Source organism: Streptomyces sp. NPDC047072 (assembly GCF_040643855.1).
Taxonomy (GTDB): domain Bacteria; phylum Actinomycetota; class Actinomycetes; order Streptomycetales; family Streptomycetaceae; genus Streptomyces.
Window position 1 is genome coordinate 14,613 of sequence record NZ_JBEYVC010000073.1, and the last position, 19,854, is coordinate 34,466.

Annotated in this window: 12 protein-coding genes and 3 pseudogenes; 5 read left to right on the forward strand and 10 right to left on the reverse strand. The window is 64.9% G+C overall.

Features of this window, described 5'->3' with window-relative positions:
- Positions 1-127 precede the first annotated feature (127 nt).
- From ABZ896_RS27740 to ABZ896_RS27760, 5 genes and pseudogenes are all read right to left on the reverse strand, one after another.
- Entirely contained in the window at positions 128-1,786 is a 1,659-nt protein-coding gene (locus ABZ896_RS27740; RefSeq protein ID WP_360934693.1) for a serine/threonine-protein kinase, read from the reverse strand.
- A gap of 40 nt (positions 1,787-1,826) precedes the next feature.
- Positions 1,827-5,051 (reverse strand): DEAD/DEAH box helicase family protein, encoded by a 3,225-nt coding sequence (locus tag ABZ896_RS27745; RefSeq protein WP_360934696.1) that lies wholly within the window; start codon positions 5,049-5,051, stop codon positions 1,827-1,829.
- Positions 5,052-5,837: 786 nt separating this feature from the next.
- Positions 5,838-7,868: pseudogene (locus ABZ896_RS27750) on the reverse strand (class I SAM-dependent DNA methyltransferase); the annotation flags it as partial.
- Positions 7,869-8,840: 972 nt separating this feature from the next.
- Positions 8,841-9,659 (reverse strand): IS5 family transposase, encoded by an 819-nt coding sequence (locus tag ABZ896_RS27755; RefSeq protein WP_360934699.1) that lies wholly within the window; start codon positions 9,657-9,659, stop codon positions 8,841-8,843.
- 583 nt (positions 9,660-10,242) lie between these two features.
- On the reverse strand, positions 10,243-11,130 hold the full coding sequence (locus ABZ896_RS27760) for a DUF5655 domain-containing protein (protein ID WP_360934701.1): 888 nt from the start codon (positions 11,128-11,130) through the stop codon (positions 10,243-10,245).
- 177 nt (positions 11,131-11,307) lie between these two features.
- Between ABZ896_RS27760 and ABZ896_RS27765 the strand changes: the two genes are divergently transcribed.
- Positions 11,308-11,484 (forward strand): hypothetical protein, encoded by a 177-nt coding sequence (locus ABZ896_RS27765; RefSeq protein WP_360934704.1) that lies wholly within the window; start codon positions 11,308-11,310, stop codon positions 11,482-11,484.
- Positions 11,485-11,758: 274 nt separating this feature from the next.
- Positions 11,759-12,454: pseudogene (locus ABZ896_RS27770) on the forward strand (ISAzo13 family transposase); the annotation flags it as partial.
- A gap of 193 nt (positions 12,455-12,647) precedes the next feature.
- Here ABZ896_RS27770 and ABZ896_RS27775 read toward each other — a convergent pair.
- The 4 genes from ABZ896_RS27775 to ABZ896_RS27790 form a co-directional block, all read right to left on the reverse strand.
- Entirely contained in the window at positions 12,648-13,115 is a 468-nt protein-coding gene (locus ABZ896_RS27775; RefSeq protein ID WP_360934707.1) for a hypothetical protein, read from the reverse strand.
- Between the two features lie 206 nt (positions 13,116-13,321).
- Positions 13,322-14,290: a hypothetical protein gene (locus tag ABZ896_RS27780; protein WP_360934710.1), complete on the reverse strand. Its 969-nt coding sequence runs from the start codon at positions 14,288-14,290 to the stop codon at positions 13,322-13,324.
- Positions 14,291-14,800 (reverse strand): hypothetical protein, encoded by a 510-nt coding sequence (locus tag ABZ896_RS27785; protein WP_360934713.1) that lies wholly within the window; start codon positions 14,798-14,800, stop codon positions 14,291-14,293.
- Positions 14,801-14,877: 77 nt separating this feature from the next.
- Complete coding sequence (locus ABZ896_RS27790; RefSeq protein ID WP_360934716.1) at positions 14,878-16,023, reverse strand: YaaC family protein; 1,146 nt, start codon at positions 16,021-16,023, stop codon at positions 14,878-14,880.
- On the opposite strand from ABZ896_RS27790, the pseudogene ABZ896_RS27795 reads away from it, so the two are divergent.
- Positions 15,982-16,149: pseudogene (locus ABZ896_RS27795) on the forward strand (IS5/IS1182 family transposase); the annotation flags it as partial. The gene ABZ896_RS27790 and the pseudogene ABZ896_RS27795 overlap by 42 nt on opposite strands.
- A gap of 229 nt (positions 16,150-16,378) precedes the next feature.
- Entirely contained in the window at positions 16,379-18,379 is a 2,001-nt protein-coding gene (locus tag ABZ896_RS27800) for a hypothetical protein (protein ID WP_360934719.1), read from the forward strand.
- Positions 18,380-18,440: 61 nt separating this feature from the next.
- On the opposite strand, the gene ABZ896_RS27805 is transcribed toward ABZ896_RS27800, so the two are convergent.
- Positions 18,441-19,088, reverse strand: coding sequence for an SMI1/KNR4 family protein (locus ABZ896_RS27805; protein WP_360934722.1), 648 nt, complete (start codon positions 19,086-19,088; stop codon positions 18,441-18,443).
- 375 nt (positions 19,089-19,463) lie between these two features.
- Here ABZ896_RS27805 and ABZ896_RS27810 point away from each other — a divergent pair, with 375 nt between their 5' ends.
- Positions 19,464-19,835: an AQJ64_40280 family protein gene (locus tag ABZ896_RS27810; protein ID WP_360934725.1), complete on the forward strand. Its 372-nt coding sequence runs from the start codon at positions 19,464-19,466 to the stop codon at positions 19,833-19,835.
- Positions 19,836-19,854 lie beyond the last annotated feature (19 nt).

A 19,854-nucleotide genomic window follows, 5' to 3' on the forward strand; every position in this document is an offset into this window, starting at 1 on the left:
AAGCCCTGCTGAGCACGCACGGGTTCGAGCCTCTCGACCAGCAGACCATCGTCCTGGCCCGTATCAATCACACGGTAGACCGGCCCGATCTCGAAGACGGTGTCGATGCCAGCCGCAATCGCCATCGTCAGCCTGTGAAGCGGCCAAGACGGGCCAGGAACCCATCGATGTCGGTGAGCTCCGGTGCGTCAGGACCACGAAGGCGTCGAGTGGCCTCCCGCAACTCCTCCGCTGCGGCTACGGTCTCGGAGAAGCGCTCCTTGGCGGCGTGCAGGCGGGTGAGGGAGGCAAGGGCGTCCAGGTATCGTTCGATGGCTTCACCATCTGCCATGTCGGGCTGCGTAGCTGTGTATGCGCGGAACGCTTGGATGGCGGCAGTGGATTCGCCGAGGGCCATGCGGCATTGCGCAGCAAAGTAGCGGCACAGCCTGGCCTGCTCGTCCTCAGCCCCGTATAGAGCGTCGTAGGCGGCTCCCGCTTCCTCAAAAAGGTCTGCCGCTTCTCGGTGGGCTCCCGCCAGGAACTTCACTTGGGCTAGGGAAAAGACGAGGTCATCGTGTAGGACTCCGTTCGCGGCACGGTTTATGGCACCCGCGAGGAGGTCGGCAGCCTGAGCGAACTTTCCGTCCTGGGCCAAGCGTGCCGCAACGTCCGACACTTCGTCCGCTTCCTGATCGGTCAGCGGTGTGGGCCCCTTCTCACCAGCGGCATTATGGGCGACCGTGACGATCTCGGTCGGCGTGTACGAGCGGACGGCGACGCGTTTGGTCGGGCCGCCGAAGGGGCGGCTGAAAGGTTGGCGCGGGTCGTACTCCTGCTGGGCAGTGGTGGAGTCGTCCTGTACGTATACCCAGGGCAGCAGAGCATCGTAGACCTGCGAGGCCCCGAGCCGCCGTTCCGGCTCCTTGTCCAGCATCCCCAGGAGGAGATGCTCCAGCTCCTCGGGGATGTCCGAGCGGACGGTGCGGATCGGCGGAGGTGGAGTGCGGACATGGTGCCAAGCGCAGGAGCCCCTGCTGTCGGTAGTGAACGGTGGTCTTCCGGTGAGTAGTTCGTACAGCACGCATGCGAGGGCGTAGATGTCGGAGGCAGGGCCGACCGCGTTGGCCAAGCTCTGCTCAGGTGACATGTAGGGCGGCGTGCCGATGGTCATGCCCTCTTGAGTGAGGCGCGGGTGAGTGCCCGAGCCGAGGAGGGCGGCGACGCCGAAGTCGAGGACCTTGACCACGCCCTCCGGGGTGAGCATGAGGTTGGCAGGCTTGATGTCGCGATGGACAACGTCGTGCCGGTGGACCTCATCCAGCGTGGATGCGATCTGTGCGCCCGCTGCGGCCACCCAGGAAACGGCGAGTGGTTGAGCCGTGTAGTCCGCCTCGTCGATTAACCTCTGCATCTCCCGCCCACGCAGAAGCTGCATCACGATATACAGCCGTCCCGAGACGTCGTCGACGCCGGTGTCGTAGACGGCGGGGATGCCGAGGTGCTCGATGGCGGCGGTGGTGCGCACCTCGCGCAGGAAGCGTTCGCGGCGGTTTTGCAGCGCCTCGGCGGCGCCGAAGCCCGGCATGCCGGATACGCCGCGGACGTCGGTGAGCATCATCTTGACCGCGACGCGCCTGTCCCCCAACCGTTCGTCGTATGCGTGCCACACCTCGCCCATGCCGCCGGCGCCGATCGGTCTGTCCAGCCGGTAGCGTCCAGCGAGGAGACGGGACGGCACTGCGGCATCCTCGGTCGACTCGTCTTGCAGCACCTCGGTGGTCCCTTCCGCGCGGGCGCTGGGCACGCACCGGCTGTTTGACGTGACAGGCCGTTACCTGCGCAGGTTACGCATCGGTGGACGGTGCGGCCGGGGCTTCACCCGATTTGATCGCCGCGGCCCGCTCGGCGGTCGCACGGCGTTCCGCCTCGCGGCGGGCGGGCCGGCGGATCAGTCCGTACGCCTGTTGGGTGGCGACCTGCTTGAACAGTTTGTTCACCAGCGGATCGTCGTAGTAGCGCACCAAGAGGGCATCGTTGGACTGGGCTTGGTCGATGACGATGCGGTCCATGTCCCGGTCGACCTCCCGGCGAAAGGTCTCCTCATCGTTGTGGAGGCCGATCCGCTTCAAATCAGGATCTTCGGAGACTGCGACAACGAGCTGGCCGAGCAGGATCTGGTCTGTGGTGGACAGGCCGATGCCGTACTCCTCGTTGACCGACTCGATGACCTCAGCTAGCGACTTCTCCTGCGCATCAGGGGATGCGCCAGCGGGCTGCGGCACGATGCCCGGCAGGAGCTGCGCGCCTTCCGCTTTGAGCCGCAGTTCGGGCGTGCCGGTCTTCCGTACGTTCATGTGACTAGGAGTGATCTCCCCTATGTCCACGCTGGCGGAACCCGCCGGTAGGCGCAGGCGTCGTACCAGGAACCGCCCGTACTGGAAGAGCCGCTCCAGCTCCTCGTTCTCGAAACCGATGACGTGTGAGAGCCAGCCGTACGCCTTGACGTACGCGTCCAACGCGCTCCGGAACTCCTGGGCGGCGTCCGGCTCTTCGTCCGCCAAACGGTTGAATCGGTCCACGGCTCCGGTGGTGTAGTGGTGCAGCTTCGAGTGAGCCTTGGACACGGCCGCATCGGTGGCGGAGCCGTCCTTGAACGCGGCGAAGTACGCGGTGACGAAGGCGTCCATCTCCGCCTCGATCAGCAGGCGATAGGCCATCACCTCATCATGCCTGGTGAACAACAGGTTGGGTTCGGGCTCTTCGGCGAGGGACGCCTCGTAGTACGCCTGGAATGCCTCCACTATGACCTCGGGCCTGTTGGCGAAGTCCAGGACGAAGAGGTCCTCGGCGGACTTGAGCCGATGCGTGCGGTTGAGCCGCGACAGCGTCTGCACGGCCGCCAGCCCCGCCAGTGGCTTGTCGACGTACATGGTGGTCAGCAGCGGCTGGTCGAATCCGGTCTGATATTTGTCGGCGACGACGAGAATGCGGTATTCAGGGCGGGGAACGGACGGCGGCTTCGGGTCATCGACACGGGTGTAGGCGAATCGAACTGGAAGCTCGCTCTCGACGAAGCCGTTGAGCTTGGCCTCGGTGTACTCGATGTCGTCGAGGGTGAGAGTGCCGGAGAACGCGACCAGAGTCGCGCAGTCCGTGAAGCCGCACCGCTCCACGTAGGCGCGGATTGCTTGATAGAGGCGCACTGCATGCTCGCGGCTGGGCGTGACCACCATCGCCCTCGCCCGCCCACCGAGCCGGTCGGCGGAGTGTGCCCGGAAGTGGTCCACCATGATCTTCGCCCGGGAGTCGAGAGACGCCTCGGACAGCAGGGCGGCCCGTACTAGCTTCGACTTGGCCTTGCGCGGATCGACCCGTTTCTCAGCCTCGTCCACGGCTGCCTTCTGAAGCTTGAAGTACGTGCCGTAGGTAACGTAGGTGCCCAGCACGTCCAGGATGAAGCCTTCCTCGATGGCTTGCCGCATCGAGTAGATGTGGAACGGCTCCATCTGCTCGCCGTCAGAAGTCTTAGTACCGAAGAGCTTGAGCGTCTTGTCCTTCGGGGTCGCGGTGAACGCGAAGAAGGACAGGTTGGGCTGCTTGCCGCGGGCGAGGGCGGCAGCGGTCAGTGGATCGCCGTCCTCGTCGACCGAACCGAGCTTGCCCAGAGCCTTCTTGAGCGCGTCGGCGCCCTTGCCCCCCTGTGAGGAGTGCGCTTCGTCGATGATGATCGCGTAGCGGCGCTCGCGGCCAAGGCCGGAGGTCTTGTCCAGGATGAAGGGGAACTTCTGCAGCGTGGTGATGACGATCCGGGCGGTCGCCCCGGTCAGCGCCTCGGCCAGCTGCTGGGAGCTGTCGTCGACGCGCAGCACGACGCCCGGGGTGTGGTCGAACTGGTAGATGGTGTCCTGGAGTTGCTTGTCCAGCACCCGGCGGTCGGTGATGACGACGACCTTGTCGAAGACGGGTTTGTTCGCCGCGAGGTTCTTGGCCTTGGCGGCGGCCGGGTCGAGGAGTGCCGGGTCTTCGGGCGTGTGCAGTGATGCGAGACGGTGAGCGAGCCAGGCGATGGTGTTGGACTTGCCGGACCCCGCGGAGTGCTGGATCAGGTAGTTCTCGCCCGCCCCGTGCTGGGCGGCGTGCGCCGTCATCTTCCGTACGGCATGCCACTGGTGGAAGCGCGGGAAGATCAGCGCCTGGGTGTGCGCGGCGCCCGGGCGATAGCGGGGGGCCTTGCCCGCCTTGGCGGCTTCGTCCTCGACGTGTAGATAGCGGTGCAGGAGGTCGAGCCAGTTGTCACGCTGCCATACCTGTTCCCACAGGTACGAAGTGCGATACGTGGTGCCGTCGGGGGTGGGCGGGTTGCCAGCACCGCCGATGTTCCCCGGGCCTCCATCGCCCATATTGAACGGCAGGAAGCGGGTCTGGGGACCAGCCAGACGCGTCGTCAGGAACACCAAATCCGGGTCGACCACGAAATGCACGAGGCTACGACGCGCGAAGAACAACTCCTTCGGATCTCGAACCGTCCGGTATTGCCGCTTGGCGTGCTCGACGGTCTGGCCGGTGAGCGGGTTCTTCAACTCGGCGGATGCGATGGGTAGGCCGTTTAGGAAAAGCGCCAGGTCGAGCGACCTCGTCGGCTTGGCCGAGGAGTAGTGGAACTGCCGGACGACAGTGAGGCGGTTGGCGTCGTACTCGTCGAGCGCACCGACGGCGAGGGTGTGCGCGGGGCGAAAGTAGGCAAGTCGCAACCTCACGTTCCGGTCCACAACTCCGTGCCGCAGTACGTCGAGTGTCCCGCGGGCGTCTATCTGCTTGGCCACGTGGGCTGCGAAGCGATGGATGGCGTCTGGCTCCTCCTCTCCGTAGGCATCCCTCAGCCGCTCCCAGGCGTCGGATTGGGACGCGCGGAGGTACTTGGAAAGTTCGGAGGTGTCGATGCCAAGCTCGTGGTCGTAGAAATTGCCGAGCCCTCGCTCCCAGCCGTTCCGGAGCAGGGCAGACTCGATGACGGCCTCGAAGGCTCCTTCAGTGTGCGCCTCTCGTGCTTGCGCAGGGACGGGGGTCATCGATTCTCCTCGGAGATAGGGGAAGCGGCATACAACATCGAGCGTCGATTAAGTAGTGGAAACCCGCAGTCGACCGGTGACTGCAGCGGTGGAGAGTGCCTGCTGGCGCTCGATGAGGAGCGCGAGCTGGCGCTCGATCTCGTCGCGCAGTCGTGTTTGGCGGTCGAGCGACGCATTAAGGGAACGGACCAATGCTTTCTGTGTCGGCACGGGCGGGAGCGGCACTGGGAAGTTCTGGATCTTGCTGCTGTTGGTGGACGCGAGGTTCGTAGTCCTGGTTCCCGTGCTCTCGAAATAGCAGCGCCCATGGAGGGACTGAGTGACGTAAGCCAAGTACTCGCCATCGAGATGCCGTTCATCGGGCCGGATGGCGAAGATGTGATTCTGGTGCAAGCAACCTTCCAACTCACCTCGCCATACGGTCCCGCGGCCCAACTTGTCCAGGTCCCCACCCTCGGTCATCAAAACATCACCAGCCCTGAGCGTGCTACGCCGGGCCACACTCCGCGGCACCGTGATCTCCGTGACGGAGTCGAGCGCAAGACGACCGGCTTGAACATTGGCTACGCGCAGATACGGACGCGTGACGACATCCCCGGTGATATCGCGTTTCGCATCGACCGTCAACCCGTTCTGCAGGCGAGCCACATACGCGAGGCGTACCAATTTGAAACTGTCAGGCAGTTCGGGGAGCCACCTCCACGACCCTTCGGCACGCGAATTCCTCAAGCCGCCGGGTGTCACGCTCTCGGAGATCTCAGTGAAGGTGAAATCATCCAATGTGGCCAACTGACTCAGCAAAGTCTGGATCTTCGCCTCCAGGGCCTTCATCTCCCTGTCGATATCAGTCGGTGAATTCGGGGACTCGTAGACGTAGAAGTGTCGCGTGAACGGAATTTCGTACCCGATCCGAAAACGAACGATTTCTTGCGTCTCCGCATTCTTGGACTCCGCGATCCACGCCTCCTCGACATGGGGTTTCACCTCACGCGCGAAGTATTCGTCGATGTCACCACGAAGGGGTACATACTCGAAGTTTCGCAAACCAGGGTCGTGTTCGGGCTGACCCTTCTTTGCATATTGGATCTCGCCCTCGGGATCCGGCACTCCGACCGCGTCACGCATGGCCCTGTCGAAGGGCTTACCCTTCGGCCACGGCACACCCTTCTCAGCCATTGCTGCTAGGAGGTCACCCCACGCCTGAGTCTTGGTAGCCCAACTCGACCCGACCAGGGGTTTCAATGCATCAACTAGCTCCTCTGGATCGCGGAACTCCCGGGCAACTACCCTGGATGCGCGCAACGCGTCAAGAGTGTCTTCAGTGACCTCGAAGCGCAGCTTAAGTGGCCGGTCTACGGCGATCCGCTTGTATCCGAAGTCGTCGGCAGCAAGGACTTTTACCTTATCCGGTACGGAGTGTTCAGAGTTCTCGCCTGAGCGCGCCAGTCGATACGCCTGCCCATACCAATGACAGATCTCCCTGCGCTGCTCCTCAGCGATCCGCTTACGCTTCTTGCTCAGCGACTTTGACATCTTGCGCCACTGATCCCGCGCGTCGACCAGGATGATCCGATTCTTGAGGTTCTTCGGCTTTCGGTTGGTGACGATCCAGAAGTAAGCAGAAAGATCTGTGTTATAAAAGAGTTGGTCCGGGAGGGCAACGATAGCTTCCAGATAGTCGTTCTCGATAAGCCATCGGCGGATTTCCGACTCACCCGATCCCGCAACGCCAGTAAGCGGCGAACCGTTGAATACAACGGCGATGCGACTGCCCCCGACTTCTCTGCCTTCGGCGTCCTTCTTCAATGGCCTCATCTTCTGGATCATGTGCTGAAGGAAAAGGAAGGAGCCATCGTTAATGGGGGGCAGGCCAGCACCGAAGCGGCCATCGTAGCCGCGATCTTCGTATTCCTCCTTAATCTCTTTCTCGACCTTCTTCCACTCCACGCCGAATGGTGGGTTAGCGAGCATGTATTCAAACTGCTCGTCCTCATGGCCGTCTTGGGTGAAGGAATTTCCGAAGCAGATATTGGAGGCCGTTTGATCCTTGAGGAGCATGTCTGAGCGGCAGATCGCGTACGACTCAGCGTTGACCTCCTGCCCGAACAGGTTCACGCGTGCCCGAGGGTTGAGCGTCTTGATGTGTTCCTCAGCTGCCGACAGCATGCCACCGGTTCCGCAGGCCGGGTCCAGGATATCGACCACAGGAGCCTCACCGGTAAGGCGTTCGGCGTCTGGAGCGAGTAGCAGCTCGACCATCAGCTCGATCACCTCGCGTGGGGTGAAGTGCTCACCGGCGGTCTCGTTCGAGGCGTCTGCGAATTTGCGGATGAGTTCCTCGAAGACAAATCCCATGTTGTGGTTGTCCACGACTGCGGGGCTGAGATCGATCTCGGCGAACTTCTGCACGACGAGGTAGAGCAGACCAGCCTTGGCCAGCCGCTCGATCTGAAGGTGGAAGGCATAGTGGTCGAGGATCTCGGTGGCCTCCGCCGAGAAGCCGTCGATGAAGTCCTTGAGGTTCTTCTCGACCTTGTCGGTGTCCTGGTCGGCGCCGATGGTGGCGAATGACTGCTGGGAGAGGTTCCAGAAGTTTCGGCCGGCAGCGGCCCGAAGCACGCCATCCTTGTTCATACCCGCGTATGACTCGGCACGCGCCCACACGTCCTTGCGAGTGTCCTCCATCACGCAGTCCATGCGGCGCAGCACGGTCATCGGCAAGATGACCTTGCCATACTCGGAACGCTTGTAGTCGCCGCGCAGCAGATCGGCCACCGACCAGATGAAGTCGGCCAGCTCCTGGTTCTTGTCGCTCACTCGTCACCTTTTCGTGTTGCTGCCTGCCGCGAAGTCTCTGTGCCGCCCGTCACTACGAGCCGGACGGCGAACGTGACCAGAGTACGGAAGCCGACGTCCACCTCGGGACGTCGGCAGGCATTCTCGCGACCGGCCCGCCGCCCTAGCCTGCACCTGGCCAGTGCACTGCTGCGCCGCCTGCATCTGTGGGAGTCGATGGCCGCCGGCAGCAAGGTGACTTTCACCAGCGAGTCGCACGGATCGGGCCTGAGGTGGACGGTGCGGCGACGGCTGACGCAGGACGCCCGTTTGCACGATGACGACGTAGCCACGCCACTCGCCGAGCCGGTAGCTGGACCAGGACTAACAGCGGACCTCGACGGACGCCTCTGCAGCCAGCGGCAATGCGTCCAGTCCTTTGACTCGGGGCGTCTCACAGTCGAGACGGTGTACAGCGAGGACGCCCGCCCCGCTCGGCGCCCGGGCCGTGCCCGCGCTCATGTCCTTGCGACGTTCCTCAGCGAACACTCCCCCCGGCAGACACCAGCTGTGACGGCCGCACCGGGCACGCCCTCCAGCTCATCGATCCCTGGGGAGACGGCCTGCTGGACACTGCCGAGCAGCTCGCCGCTGCCTGGGTTCACGAGGGCCTGAACACGCTGGTACTCAGGGTGGCCAGCAGCCGGAGTCAGGACGGAAGTGCGACAGTCGCGTGGCAACGCGCACTATTGACCGGCGGTGCCGGCGCCATGTTGAAGGGCGAGGCCAATTACGTGCACGGCGACCTCGAAGCCGACATCACCCGGGCGCGCACGGCATTCGACCACATCATCTTGGTCAAGCACCATTGGGTGGACCTGCCCGTGCAGGCATTCTCTCCTCTTGCCGATGACCACCTCATCGTCGCCGACGGGCACTTTCCGAGAACGACCAAGATCACCAAAATGCACGCCGGGGAACTACAGCGCCACACCATCGCACTTAAGGGTGCTTTCAGAATGCTGGGTGTTTGCGGGCGAGGGTCATGCAATGTGCGAGCCGGAGGAAGGCGTCGTGCATGTCGTCGCGTGCTTCCCAGCGGGTCCGTAGACGGCGGGGGCCGTGCAGCCAGGCGATGGCGGATTCGGCGACCCACCGGACTTTGCCCAAGCCCGAGCCGTGCGGCTGGCCGCGGCGGGCGATCTTCGGTGTGATGCCGCGCTTGCGCAGGCGGCGGCGGTAGATGTCGTGCTCGTAGCCGCGGTCGGCGTATAACGCGCGGGGCTTGCGCCGTGGCCGGCCCCGCTTGCCCCGCACCGGCCCGAGACTGTCGATCAGGGGCAGGAGCTGGGTGACGTCGTTGCGGTGACCGCCGGTCATAGACACCCGCAGCGGAGTACCGCGGGCATCGGTCAGGACGTGGTGTTTCGAGCCCGGCCGTGCGCGGTCAACCGGGCTCGGGCCTACTTTTGGGCTGCTTCGCCCCTGCTTGGCCTGCACGTGTGACGCATCGATCGTGGCGCGGGAGAAGTCGAGGCGGTCTGCCGCCCGCAACCCGTCCAGCAGCACCCGCTGCAGTTCCTCCCACACCCCGGCCTCCTGCCATTCGGCAAGGCGCCGCCAGCAGGTGGGACCCGAACCGAACCCCAACTCCTGCGGCAGGAACTCCCACTGAACACCGGTGTACAGGACGAACAACACGCCCTGGAGCGTCTTGCGGTCATCGATCCGCTTGCGGCCCGGATACCTGTCACGACGCTCATGCTGCGGCAACAGCGGCTCGATGATCGCCCACAACTCGTCACTGACCTCCCACGGCTTCCGCCGCGCCATGGTCGCACCCCACAGAAGACGGGATCACATACATCTCCACCGTGCCACAAAAGGATCATTCTGCAAGGAGCCCGTACTCCTGCTGAGTCCGCAGTCGCCTGGCTTCACCATCGCCTGGCTAGAGTCCCCTTCGCCGAAATCCCCCTGACCGGCCTGCTCCTTTGATGCGCACACGATCAGCACATTCCGGACTCTTTCGACGCCTCAGTGACAGGGAACTGGCTCGCCACGGGATGCCGGTGCTGGGCAGGCTCCCACAGCCGCCTCGCCGCGGCCCGCACCGAACCGTGCCGGACCATCCCCCCGCCGAACAGCGAGCGTTCGTGATCCAGCAGAGCGCCCGAGTCCGCGAGGGTCTTGGTCCCGCACACGCGGACACAACGGTATTCCTCGCAGCCATGCGTGAATACGCCCAGCTCTGAGCGGGCGGCAATATAACAGTGGATCCCCGGTTACCGAAACCGGGGATCCACCGAATACTTATAGCTCCACCGCCACTACCCGAACGCCACGTCGAAGGGCAGCATCACGACCAACCACAACTTCATCTGTGCAGGCACATGGCCGTGGGGCCATTGCTCTTTCACGCCGCGGCGTAGCTCAGCCGGAACAGGTCCTGAGCGCGCTCCAGGTCCCGCTCCGTCCGCAGCTGAACCTCCAGGTCTCCCGTGCCATGGTGGCCGAGCCCGGTCACATCCCGGGTAAAGCCGGGCGCCAGATCGACTGCCGTCGGGTCCGCTTTCAGGTAGACCAGCACCTTGGTCTGCTGGGGCGGGATGAGGCAAGCGAAGTTCCGCAGCCGCTGATAGGCCCGGTACTGCTTGCGCTGCACCCGCGTGACGCCGTCCCCGAGGCCGACGAGGACCTCGTCGACCGCGGCAGCCAGCTCGGCCATCGCACCGCCCTGGTGCCGAACCGGCGAAGCCCCGGCCACGCGGCGGCGTACCCGCTTGGCCTTGGCCGAGTGCCCGGTGACCGAGGCCACGGTCTCAAGGCCGAAGTGGTCGCTGCCGAAGTACCGGTAGCGCACCAGGTCGATTGAGCGCCGGTGCTCGCGTACGGCGTGAACGTCGTAGCGGGTGAAGTCGCCGGCCACACAGATCAGCCGGGGTGCGCTCCACAGGATCTGGGACGCTGCCGTCACCCCGAGCCGGTCGCGGACCAGTCCCCGGAAGGCGTCTTTGTGGTTCGTCAGCCAGGCCATGTAATAGAGGCCCTGGTTGATCACCCCGGCGTCGGTGCCGCGCTTGTACTCGACGATCACGGGTGCACCGTTCTCGTCGAGGCCCAGCGAGTCGATCCGCCCACCGTCGACGCAGTCGATGACGTACTCGCTCGCCAGGAAGGTGACACTCAGCATCGTCTCCATGTGCGCCTCGACGAGGGTCTGCACATCCGCCTCGACCTCCGCAATGCGTGGCAGGACCTCGACTGCGCCGCCTGCCGTGTTGAACAGCTTCAGACCGACCACCCCCTCGACTCGCGATCACGATGCCAGAGGGGAACGCCACACAGCGCAGGGATATTTCCGCTGCCACCGCATTTCGAGATGGGACCAGCAAGCACGATGGACCGACAGGACAGCCCGCCACAGGACACCCCCTACGGCCCGGCTCACATCCGATCAACCTGGGGCGGAACGGGAAGCGTGGAAGACGCCTCCAAGGCTTTCGGGTTCTCCCGGGCCAAGGGCTACGACCTGGTCCGCCGCGGCGAATTCCCCTGCCGCGTAGTGCGCATCGGCCGCAGCACCCGCGTCGTCACCGCATCCCTGCTCCGCGTCCTCGACAGCGGCGAACCCGAGTACAGCGGTATCGGTGTCTGACCTTCAAGCCGGGTACCAGAGTCCGTTGCCGGATACTCGCAGGTTCTCAAGCCACATTTACACGACCGCTCGGTTCACCTCTGTGACCACGTAGTTCCTGGTTCGGACGACCTCCCATGCCCCGGCGACCAATCAGCCGTCGCCACCAGCAACCCTTTCTGCGCCCCTTCCCATGCGACGTCGGCAGCCAGGGCCTGGGTCTGGTGCAGCTTTGGGTGACAGGTTGACCTGCCCCACGTTTGGGTTCCAGCTGCGGTGGCTAACTGGCGGCGCCCTGGCGCTTGTCGAGCCGGACGAGCGAGGCGATCCGATGTCGCCGGGTGGACGGTGAAGTCCACCCGCACGCTGGCGCGGAAGCTCGCCCGAAGCGGGCACAAAGTCAGTGCGGACACCGTCGCGGACCTGCTGCGGGAGGAAGGCTTCAGTCTGCAGGCCAACGCCAAGACCATCGAGGGAAGCCAACATCCCGACCTAGATGCCCAGTTCCGCTATCTCAACGAGCAGGCCCGTGATCACCGCGATGCCGGCCAGCCGGTGATCAGCGTGGACACCAAGAAGAAGGAGCTCGTCGGCGAGTTCAAGAACAACGGCCGCCAGTGGCGGCCTGCGGCTGATCCGGCGCCGGTGAACGTCCATGACTTCGCCGACCCCCAGCTGGGCAAGGCCGTCCCGTACGGGATCTACGACCTCGCGGCGAACACCGGCTGGGTCAACGTGGGCACCGATCACAACACCGCCGCATTCGCGGTGGAATTGATCCGCCGCTGGTGGTGCGGCCAGGGTCGGGTCGCCTACCGCAGGCGACGCGACTGCTCATCACCGCCGACGCGGGCGGCTCGAACGGCTACCGCACCCGGGCCTGGAAGCTCGAACTCGCCCGGCTCGCGGCCGAAACAGGACTGACGATCACCGTGTGCCACCTGCGCCTGACACTTCGAAGAGGAACAAGATCGAGCACCGCCTCTCATCTCCGGGTGCCCAGGAAGCACGTGGAGACGATTGTGGTCGCCATCGACGGCGAGGATCAGGAGGAACGCGAGCTCCGTCATGGATCGGGAATCAGCGCAGCCGGGCCGCAACGCTCACCCGCAGCGGGTGGAACAGCTGTCCGCCATCGGCATGCGCTGGACGTAACGTCCGGAGAGACGGCGCGCGTTCCATCGTCAGCCGATACGCGGCGGCACACGAAGAGGCACCGGCTCTTCTTGCCCGTCCCATACAACACGGATCAGGGAGGGAATCCGCGCCTCCATCGACCCCGCCATCAGGAAGTCGTGCACCTCGCCCGGGGCCAGCGTCAGGTTCTCGGGCCAGCCCCCGTGCATGGCCGCAACCGCTTCCGTGATCCGCACGTTGGTCGCGATCGCCGTTCCGTAGTTGACCAATTGCCACTTCGCCTTGTTGGCATGCTCGAAGGCCAGCACAGCACGAGGCCGATTGGCCTCTTCCTCTGCCGCGCGCTGAGCAGCGTCCACCCTTCGCTGGTGGGCCAGGGTCTCCTCAGCAACAGCGGCGGTCTTCTCCGCAGCATCAGCCGAACGCTTGCCGTCACTTCTGGCCTTGAGGCTGATACCAATGGCTCCCAGTGACACAGCGAACGCAGCCCAAGCTGGTGCATCTCCCCAGTTCATGAGCGGACCTTATGACATCGCACTGACATCCAGCCGCCGCAACGGAATCGTGAGGACCCGGAGGATCGGGGGGTTCCGCAGCAGAGTGCGCATGGGGAGCTGGCATGCCCGCGGCACACCATCAGGAGCGGGCAGCACTTTGTCCACGATCGGCAATGCGGTGCAGAGACCGCAGTCGCAGGCGGGCTGCATCCCTCTGGCCCCTACTACTGATCTACAGCGGCCTGGCTCGCACGTTCAGCGTGTCGCTTCCACGGGTAGCTATCCCATCCCGCATCCAGGATCGCATTGCGTCCGTGATTCTTGCCGACGAGGACAGAGTTGAGGGAGTAGGCCGACGCCAGAGGATCTTCTTGGCGTTGGCGGAGGAGCTGGCTCACCGACATGTCGCTTAGCGTTACAAGGTGCTCCAGTTCTGTGGCGCTGCAGACGGTCACGGGTATGTCCGTGTCCGGCTGCATCTCCTTCTGGAAGGGGGCGTTGGCGGTGTGGAAGGGCTCCATGGTCACGACGAGACCGTGCACGGGTCGGTCTGCGGGGAGGTGCCTGAAACTCGGGTCCCGGCCCGCGATCAGTGCAGCCGTGGTTCCCAGCTGCTTGTAGGCGTGCTTGATCTGGCGCAGGGCAGCGCTGGTGCGGTCCAGCACACCAAGACGTAGTGATTCCGTAGGGCGCGTGGACTTCACTTCGACGAGCAGGACCAGGTCGTCGAACACGACGATCCAGTCAACGCTGCGTCGCTCGTCCCGATAGATGATCTCGGGGTAGACCTTGCCATCGGCAAGTTGGCCGAGCTGGCGTCCTACGTATTGCTCGAAGAGGTCCCCGAGTTCCCTGGCGAAGTCGTTCTTGAAGTGGGCGATGCCCATGTAGTACAGACCGAGAGGGCTTCCCTTGGGAATGATCAGGTGAGATGAGGGAGCGAGGTAGCCCGCCCCGAAGCCGGACAAGAAGGGGCGGCCGCGCAGCGGGTTGTACTCAAAGCGGCGCAGGTGGGAGTCCCGACTCGACCGCCTATTGTCATTCTCGGCTTTGAAAGCCGTCAGATCGGTAACGAAGTGACGTTCCGTGATCTCTCGTATGGTGCGCGCGGGAATGATGGAGCAGATCTGCTCCATCTGGGGCTGGCTCAGCCACGCGGGATCGAAGCGCCCTTCGTTCCGAAGCGCGGCCACCTACAGAAGCTGGGTGACGCCGACGTAGTCGGACAGGGAACAGCCGAGAAGTTCTTGATCCCATCCGTCGACAAGGCATGTGGCGGTGCGGGCCGTCCTCGTCTGGCCGAACAGAGCGGCCGTCCGAGCGAGATCGTTGAAGCCGGACTCCTGGTAGGTGAACTGCTCGCCCGAGGTACGCAGCAGCCAGCTGGCGACGGATTCGGCGCTCCCCCCGTCGCGGATCATGGGGTCGGTCAACGCCGCGTACGCGGCAAGCATGGCCATCAGATCGTTCTCGGTGCAGCTGCCGTCCCCGCGGTACTCGTTCCCGTAGGCGAGGCTGGTGCGCGCGACATCGGCGAGAGCCCACGGCGTGTACTTGCGGTATGGACTGTTCCACCACGTGTCGCTGTGCCAGCGGGCTGAGGCAGCGGCGATGACAGGCAGGAGGGCGCTGGGGCGCTGCTGCCGGACTCGCTGTACGTACTCGTGATCCGTAACCAGCCGGTCATAGAGGAATGCCGCCATGGATCAAGAGTGGCTGACCCAGTGGAGTACTGTCGCTGGAATTTCGCTCTCTGCTACGACCCGTCGAGGAAGGTCGATCACGTGCTTACCTCGGTGATGGTGTCCGCGACTAGGACGGGCAGGTGGTTGATCGCCCGTTCCAAGAGCCGCTCGATAGGGACCGCGTGCGGGCTGGCATCGACGTTGATGTGCTTGCCCCAGGCCGCGGGCTCGTAGCGGGCAAGCATGGACAGCGTGTACAGCACAGCCCACCAGGCCATCAGCGGGTGTAGATCCCGCTTCATCGAGCCCAAGACCGGCAGGAAATACCGGCCCCCGGCGTAGCCGCGGGTCAAGGCCCTCAGGTGGGCCTGCCGCTCGGCCATGGTCGCCATCCCGTCGAACCCAGTGCCCACGCCCTCGGGCATCAGCCAGTTCATCGCCAGCTGGCCCCCGCCGTGGTCGTAACGGACGTAGTTCGGAAGCGCCGACGCTCCCACATTCGAGTAGCTCTCGTGCTGGGCGACAGCCGCGTACGCAGTCAGAAAGTCGGCCAGCACCTTACGAGTGCCGGCCTTGACGATCCGGTCGGGAATGTTGCACACGAACACGCTGAGCAAGGAATGGTCGCCTTCGTCGACGCTGCCCTCGCTTGTGTACAGCGGGGTGAGCCGGTCTCTGCTGGTGAGCGGGTAGTTGAGGTTCGGGGGCAGCAGGTCCCAGACGTCCTCCAGGCGCACCGGGTCCGTCTCCCACACCGGTGAGTCGAGGACCTCGCTGACCTTCACGAAGCTGCCCTGGGTGCCGGGCGGATCGGTGCGGATCTCGATGTCGGGGAAGGGCAGGTGGAACCCCTTGCTCGTGATCCCATGGGTGTTGAGGCGCCAGTCCTCGCCCTTGAGAGACCAGGCGGCGGCCGTGATGGCGCGGCCAGCCTGGCTGAGGCCGTAGAAGGCCAGGACCGGACTCGTGGCCGGGCCCACGACGGCGGCGGCGCGGAACAGCTGCTGAGCCTGTTCCAGGGCTGCCGAGTACGTCTTGCGACGGGAGCCGGTATTGGCTCGGGCCGGCGGATCGGAGCGGCTGGCCCGCAGCCGCTCCCACGCCTCATCTGCGTCGAGATCGCTGTGCATGGCCGGGACGCTACCCGTTGTCGAGTTGACGCCGCTGGGTGAATTTTTCTCGCGCTCCTGGCAGAGGAGTTGGCGGTGCCGAGGGAAGCCGGGGTCGAGGGTCGTCGCCATGCTGCACGAGGTGAGGTCAGGAAGCGGGCCGCGGGAGCCGGCGCCCACCACCAGCTGGTCTTCGTCGACCGGCTGGTGGCCACGCTGATCCATCTGCGGCACGACCTGCCGCACTCGGTACTGGGATTTTGGTCCCGATCCTCGCGGCGAGTTCGACGACGACCATCTGTCCTTAAAGCGCCCTTACTTCGACCCTACTCCCAGGCGTATCCTCCTTCACTCGCGTTCATTCGAACGCACGTTTGACTCAGCTCGAGGAAGGATGCAGCGCTTCGTGTCTGTCTACCAGCGCTTATCGAGATCAGGCGTCCAAACGGGAATCGCCCTGGGGGCCTGCCTGCTGATGGTCTCCGCCGTGCCCGCGGCAGCCACCACCACCGCCCGTCCCGACCCCTACGCGGCGCCGTCAACGCGCCCGGCGGCCGGTCCGGAAGTCGCCTCTCCCGCAGCGGGTTCGCGTCCCGTCTCCGGCAAGAACCCGTCCGCCGGTCCGCAGTTCAAGAAGAGCGGTGACACCTGGAAGGTCATCAGCCCCGATGTAGTACTGAAGAACACGGTCACCGACGCGGACGGCGACAAGTCCACGGTCACGTTCGAGGTCTACACGGCCAATGCGGACGGCACACCGAAGGCCCAGGTCAACATTGACGACTCCAACTCGTACGGAGTGGGAGTGTCCGGCTACGTCGCCTCAGGGGCGACCGCTCAGTTCAAGGTCGCCTACGGCAAGCTAAAGCCGGGCATCAACTACCTCGTCCACACTTCGGCGTTCGACGGCAGCCTGTACGAGACGACCTGGTCGCCCTGGGCGAAGTTCCGCATCGACCCGTACGTGACGTTTCCCGCGCCGCAGCAGGCGGAATCGACGATCGACCAGGCCGAACAGAAGATCGTCGAGTTCACCCGAACCGATCCCGGCGGCTCCGTCACGTCATCCGCCCCGTCGTCGTCTTCGGCGCCCGCCTTGGGCGACTTCGACAAGAAGAACTGCTCCACGGCAGACCGGCAGCACCGGCGCGTCTGCTTCACCATGACGAAGCCGGACAAGAGCAAGAAGGACGGCCCCGAGCCCGGCAAGACCAAGGAGGCTCCCCAGAGCCTCAACCGCGCAGCCCTCGGCCCGACACCCGGCGGGAACGACGCGGTCGACCTGGTCGACTGGTGCACCGCCGCCGCTGACGGCCTGGACTACATGAACCGCACCGAAGCCTGTCTGAAGGATCTCGGGGAGGGAGAACTGTGGTTCTTCGACTCCGACCCGGAAAAGCCGGCGATCGGACGCGCGACCTTCAAGTTCGAGCAGCGCATGAAGACCTACCGCAACAAGTCGGAGAGCGGTAGCGACTTCGGGGAGTTCGACCAGCAGATCGTCATCATCCCCACCTACATCGACCCCGCTCTTGAGGGCGTCACGATGAAGTGGAACATCGACTCATCGTGTGCCGCCTGCGACGTCGCCCCCATCCAGTGGGTGGATGACGGCGCCAACCCCACCAACGGCGCGCACTGGACCTACGACCCCACAGGCGGCTACTACGGCCGTTGGGGGACCGTGGTGACCCGGTGGACCGGCACCGGCAAGGAACGGGTCGACCTTGGCTGGTCGATCACCGCGAGCGTGGACGCGAGCAACTCCCTGAAAGCAACCGCAGACTTCGGCAGCAGCGGTATCGACAGCGTGCGGGAACTCGCCCCGCGCTGCGACAACATTCTCGCCGTGCCGGCGCCCGGCTGCGTGCTGCCGTTCTTCAAGCCGACCTACACCGTGGACACCAACGCCTACCCGGCGGCCGGGGCCTACTACTGGCTGATGCAGGAGAAGATGCCCGACCACGCCGGATCGAAGAAGTGGGACTCCCTTCTTCACTACCTCGGCCCGGACACCACCGTCACCAACCCCACCACCGGCGGCCCGTGGACGAGCACCAACAGCCGCAACAAGATCTGCGGGAGCGGAACCACCAAGTTCATCCCGCACCCGGCTGACGCGTCGGTGGGATCGACCGACTGCGACGAGTACGCCATGGCGTCCACCCACGAGAGCGGCGGCTTCCCCGGCGGCGTCAACCAGGTGAGCGACGGCAGCAAGTGCGCCCAGCTCTTCACGGACAAGATGGCAACCCCCGCCGCCACCTTCGGAATCCTCGCCGACACCCGGACCGCCGCCAACGGCCCCGCTGGAACGGAGCGCTGCGGACGTGCTGGCATCAACTCAAGCCAGAACCAGGGAGCCTTCAGCGACCTGAACCCCGCCACCTGGCGCCTGCTCGACGGCGACGGCTTCTTCGTCTCCAACCCCGGATTCGAGCACTGCACGAACGCCAACACCACCTGTAGCTGGCGCAGCCGGTTCTAGCCTCAGCCAGAAAACCCAGGAGGGCCGGAGATGCATCCGGCCCTCCTGGGCCGTTGCGGTCCTATCCGTTCCAGGGCTCCCACAGGGCCGCCGCCTCCTCGCTGTCCGGCGGCCCCCATACCAGGGCTTCGCGAATCAGACCCGGCTTGTAGCCGGTGGCCAGCTTCGGGTACTCCAGCCTGTCCGCGACGTCTTCCAGAAGCATGGTCAGAGACGTGTCATCGACCGTGCGTACAGCCGTGTCATCCCATCCGCCGGTCTCACCCGTCGCAGCGTCGACGAACCGGCCGTAACTCAGGTCGGTGACACTCCACGCGCAAAACGGCAGCCATGACGGCTTCCAGACCAGCGTCTCCGGATCGCGACGGGCCTGCCTGCGCTGGTTGTCCATGTGCCACTGATATGACCGCGCCACCGCCTCAAGGTCCAGCAACGCCCACCCTTGATCAGGGATCAGGCCGGCCGCCGGAACATCCCGGCTCCCTGCGCACAGGCGCCACAGCGCCCGCAGCTCCGCGGGGGCCTGCACGCCGATGGATTCCTCAAGGGCGGCAATCTCACCCTCCGACGCGCCCGGCCTGAGCGCGGCATGTGTCGCGGGAGCATGGCGGCCAAGCCACGTCTCGATCCGCTGCCACGCTTCACCGATCTGCCGCGCCTGCATCACGTCCTCGCGCGGACCTGCTTCCTCGCCCGCATCCTCAGGCATTGGTCACGCCTTTCTCGTTGTGGTCGGCGTGCAGAGCAACGTGCTGGCGGCTCCTCCGCGGAGCCTTGTGTGCTGCGTCCCCACGGCGGCTCCGGCTACCTTGTGCCCCCCGCCGAGAGAAAACGCGCCTGCGATCGTACAGGCTTGCCATATGCGCGGTCTTACCCGCCTACACCCCGCACATGGCCTGTTCGTCTCCCAGCGCACCCCGGCCCTGCCCCTGCTCGTGGCCAGCGAACTGGCCACCGCGCCCGCACTTTGCCGAGTGCTGGTTGGAGTGTTCTCAGGGGCGTGCTGGGGGACATCCCCGATGCGGCGAGCCACGAGATCGGGTGGACTGGCACTCGCCTACGCCTCTCGACCAGAAAGCAACGCATGAATACGACAGTCGAATGGATCCGAGCCGACGAGCGACTCCCCTACGACGGTGCCGGCATCCTCGCAGCCGTGACCGGTCGCTATCCGGGCGAGCAGGAGGACGACCCCGACTCGCTCTCCGGTCAGGAGTTCTGGCTGGTACTCCCCATGTACTTCCGTCGCATCCATCCGGTGGAGGAAACCGGAGAGATCATCGAGAACTGCTTCTACGACTCCGACGGCGTGGTCCGCTTCCCCATCGGCGGGCCGACCTGCGAGGAAATGGTCACGCACTGGGCCGAAATGCCGAGCCTTCCCGGCATGGACGTACAGCGCATCTACGGCAAGGACGTAAGCCGCGCGCTGCGCGCCCTGCCCGACCATCACTGACCATGAGTGCGTGACATCG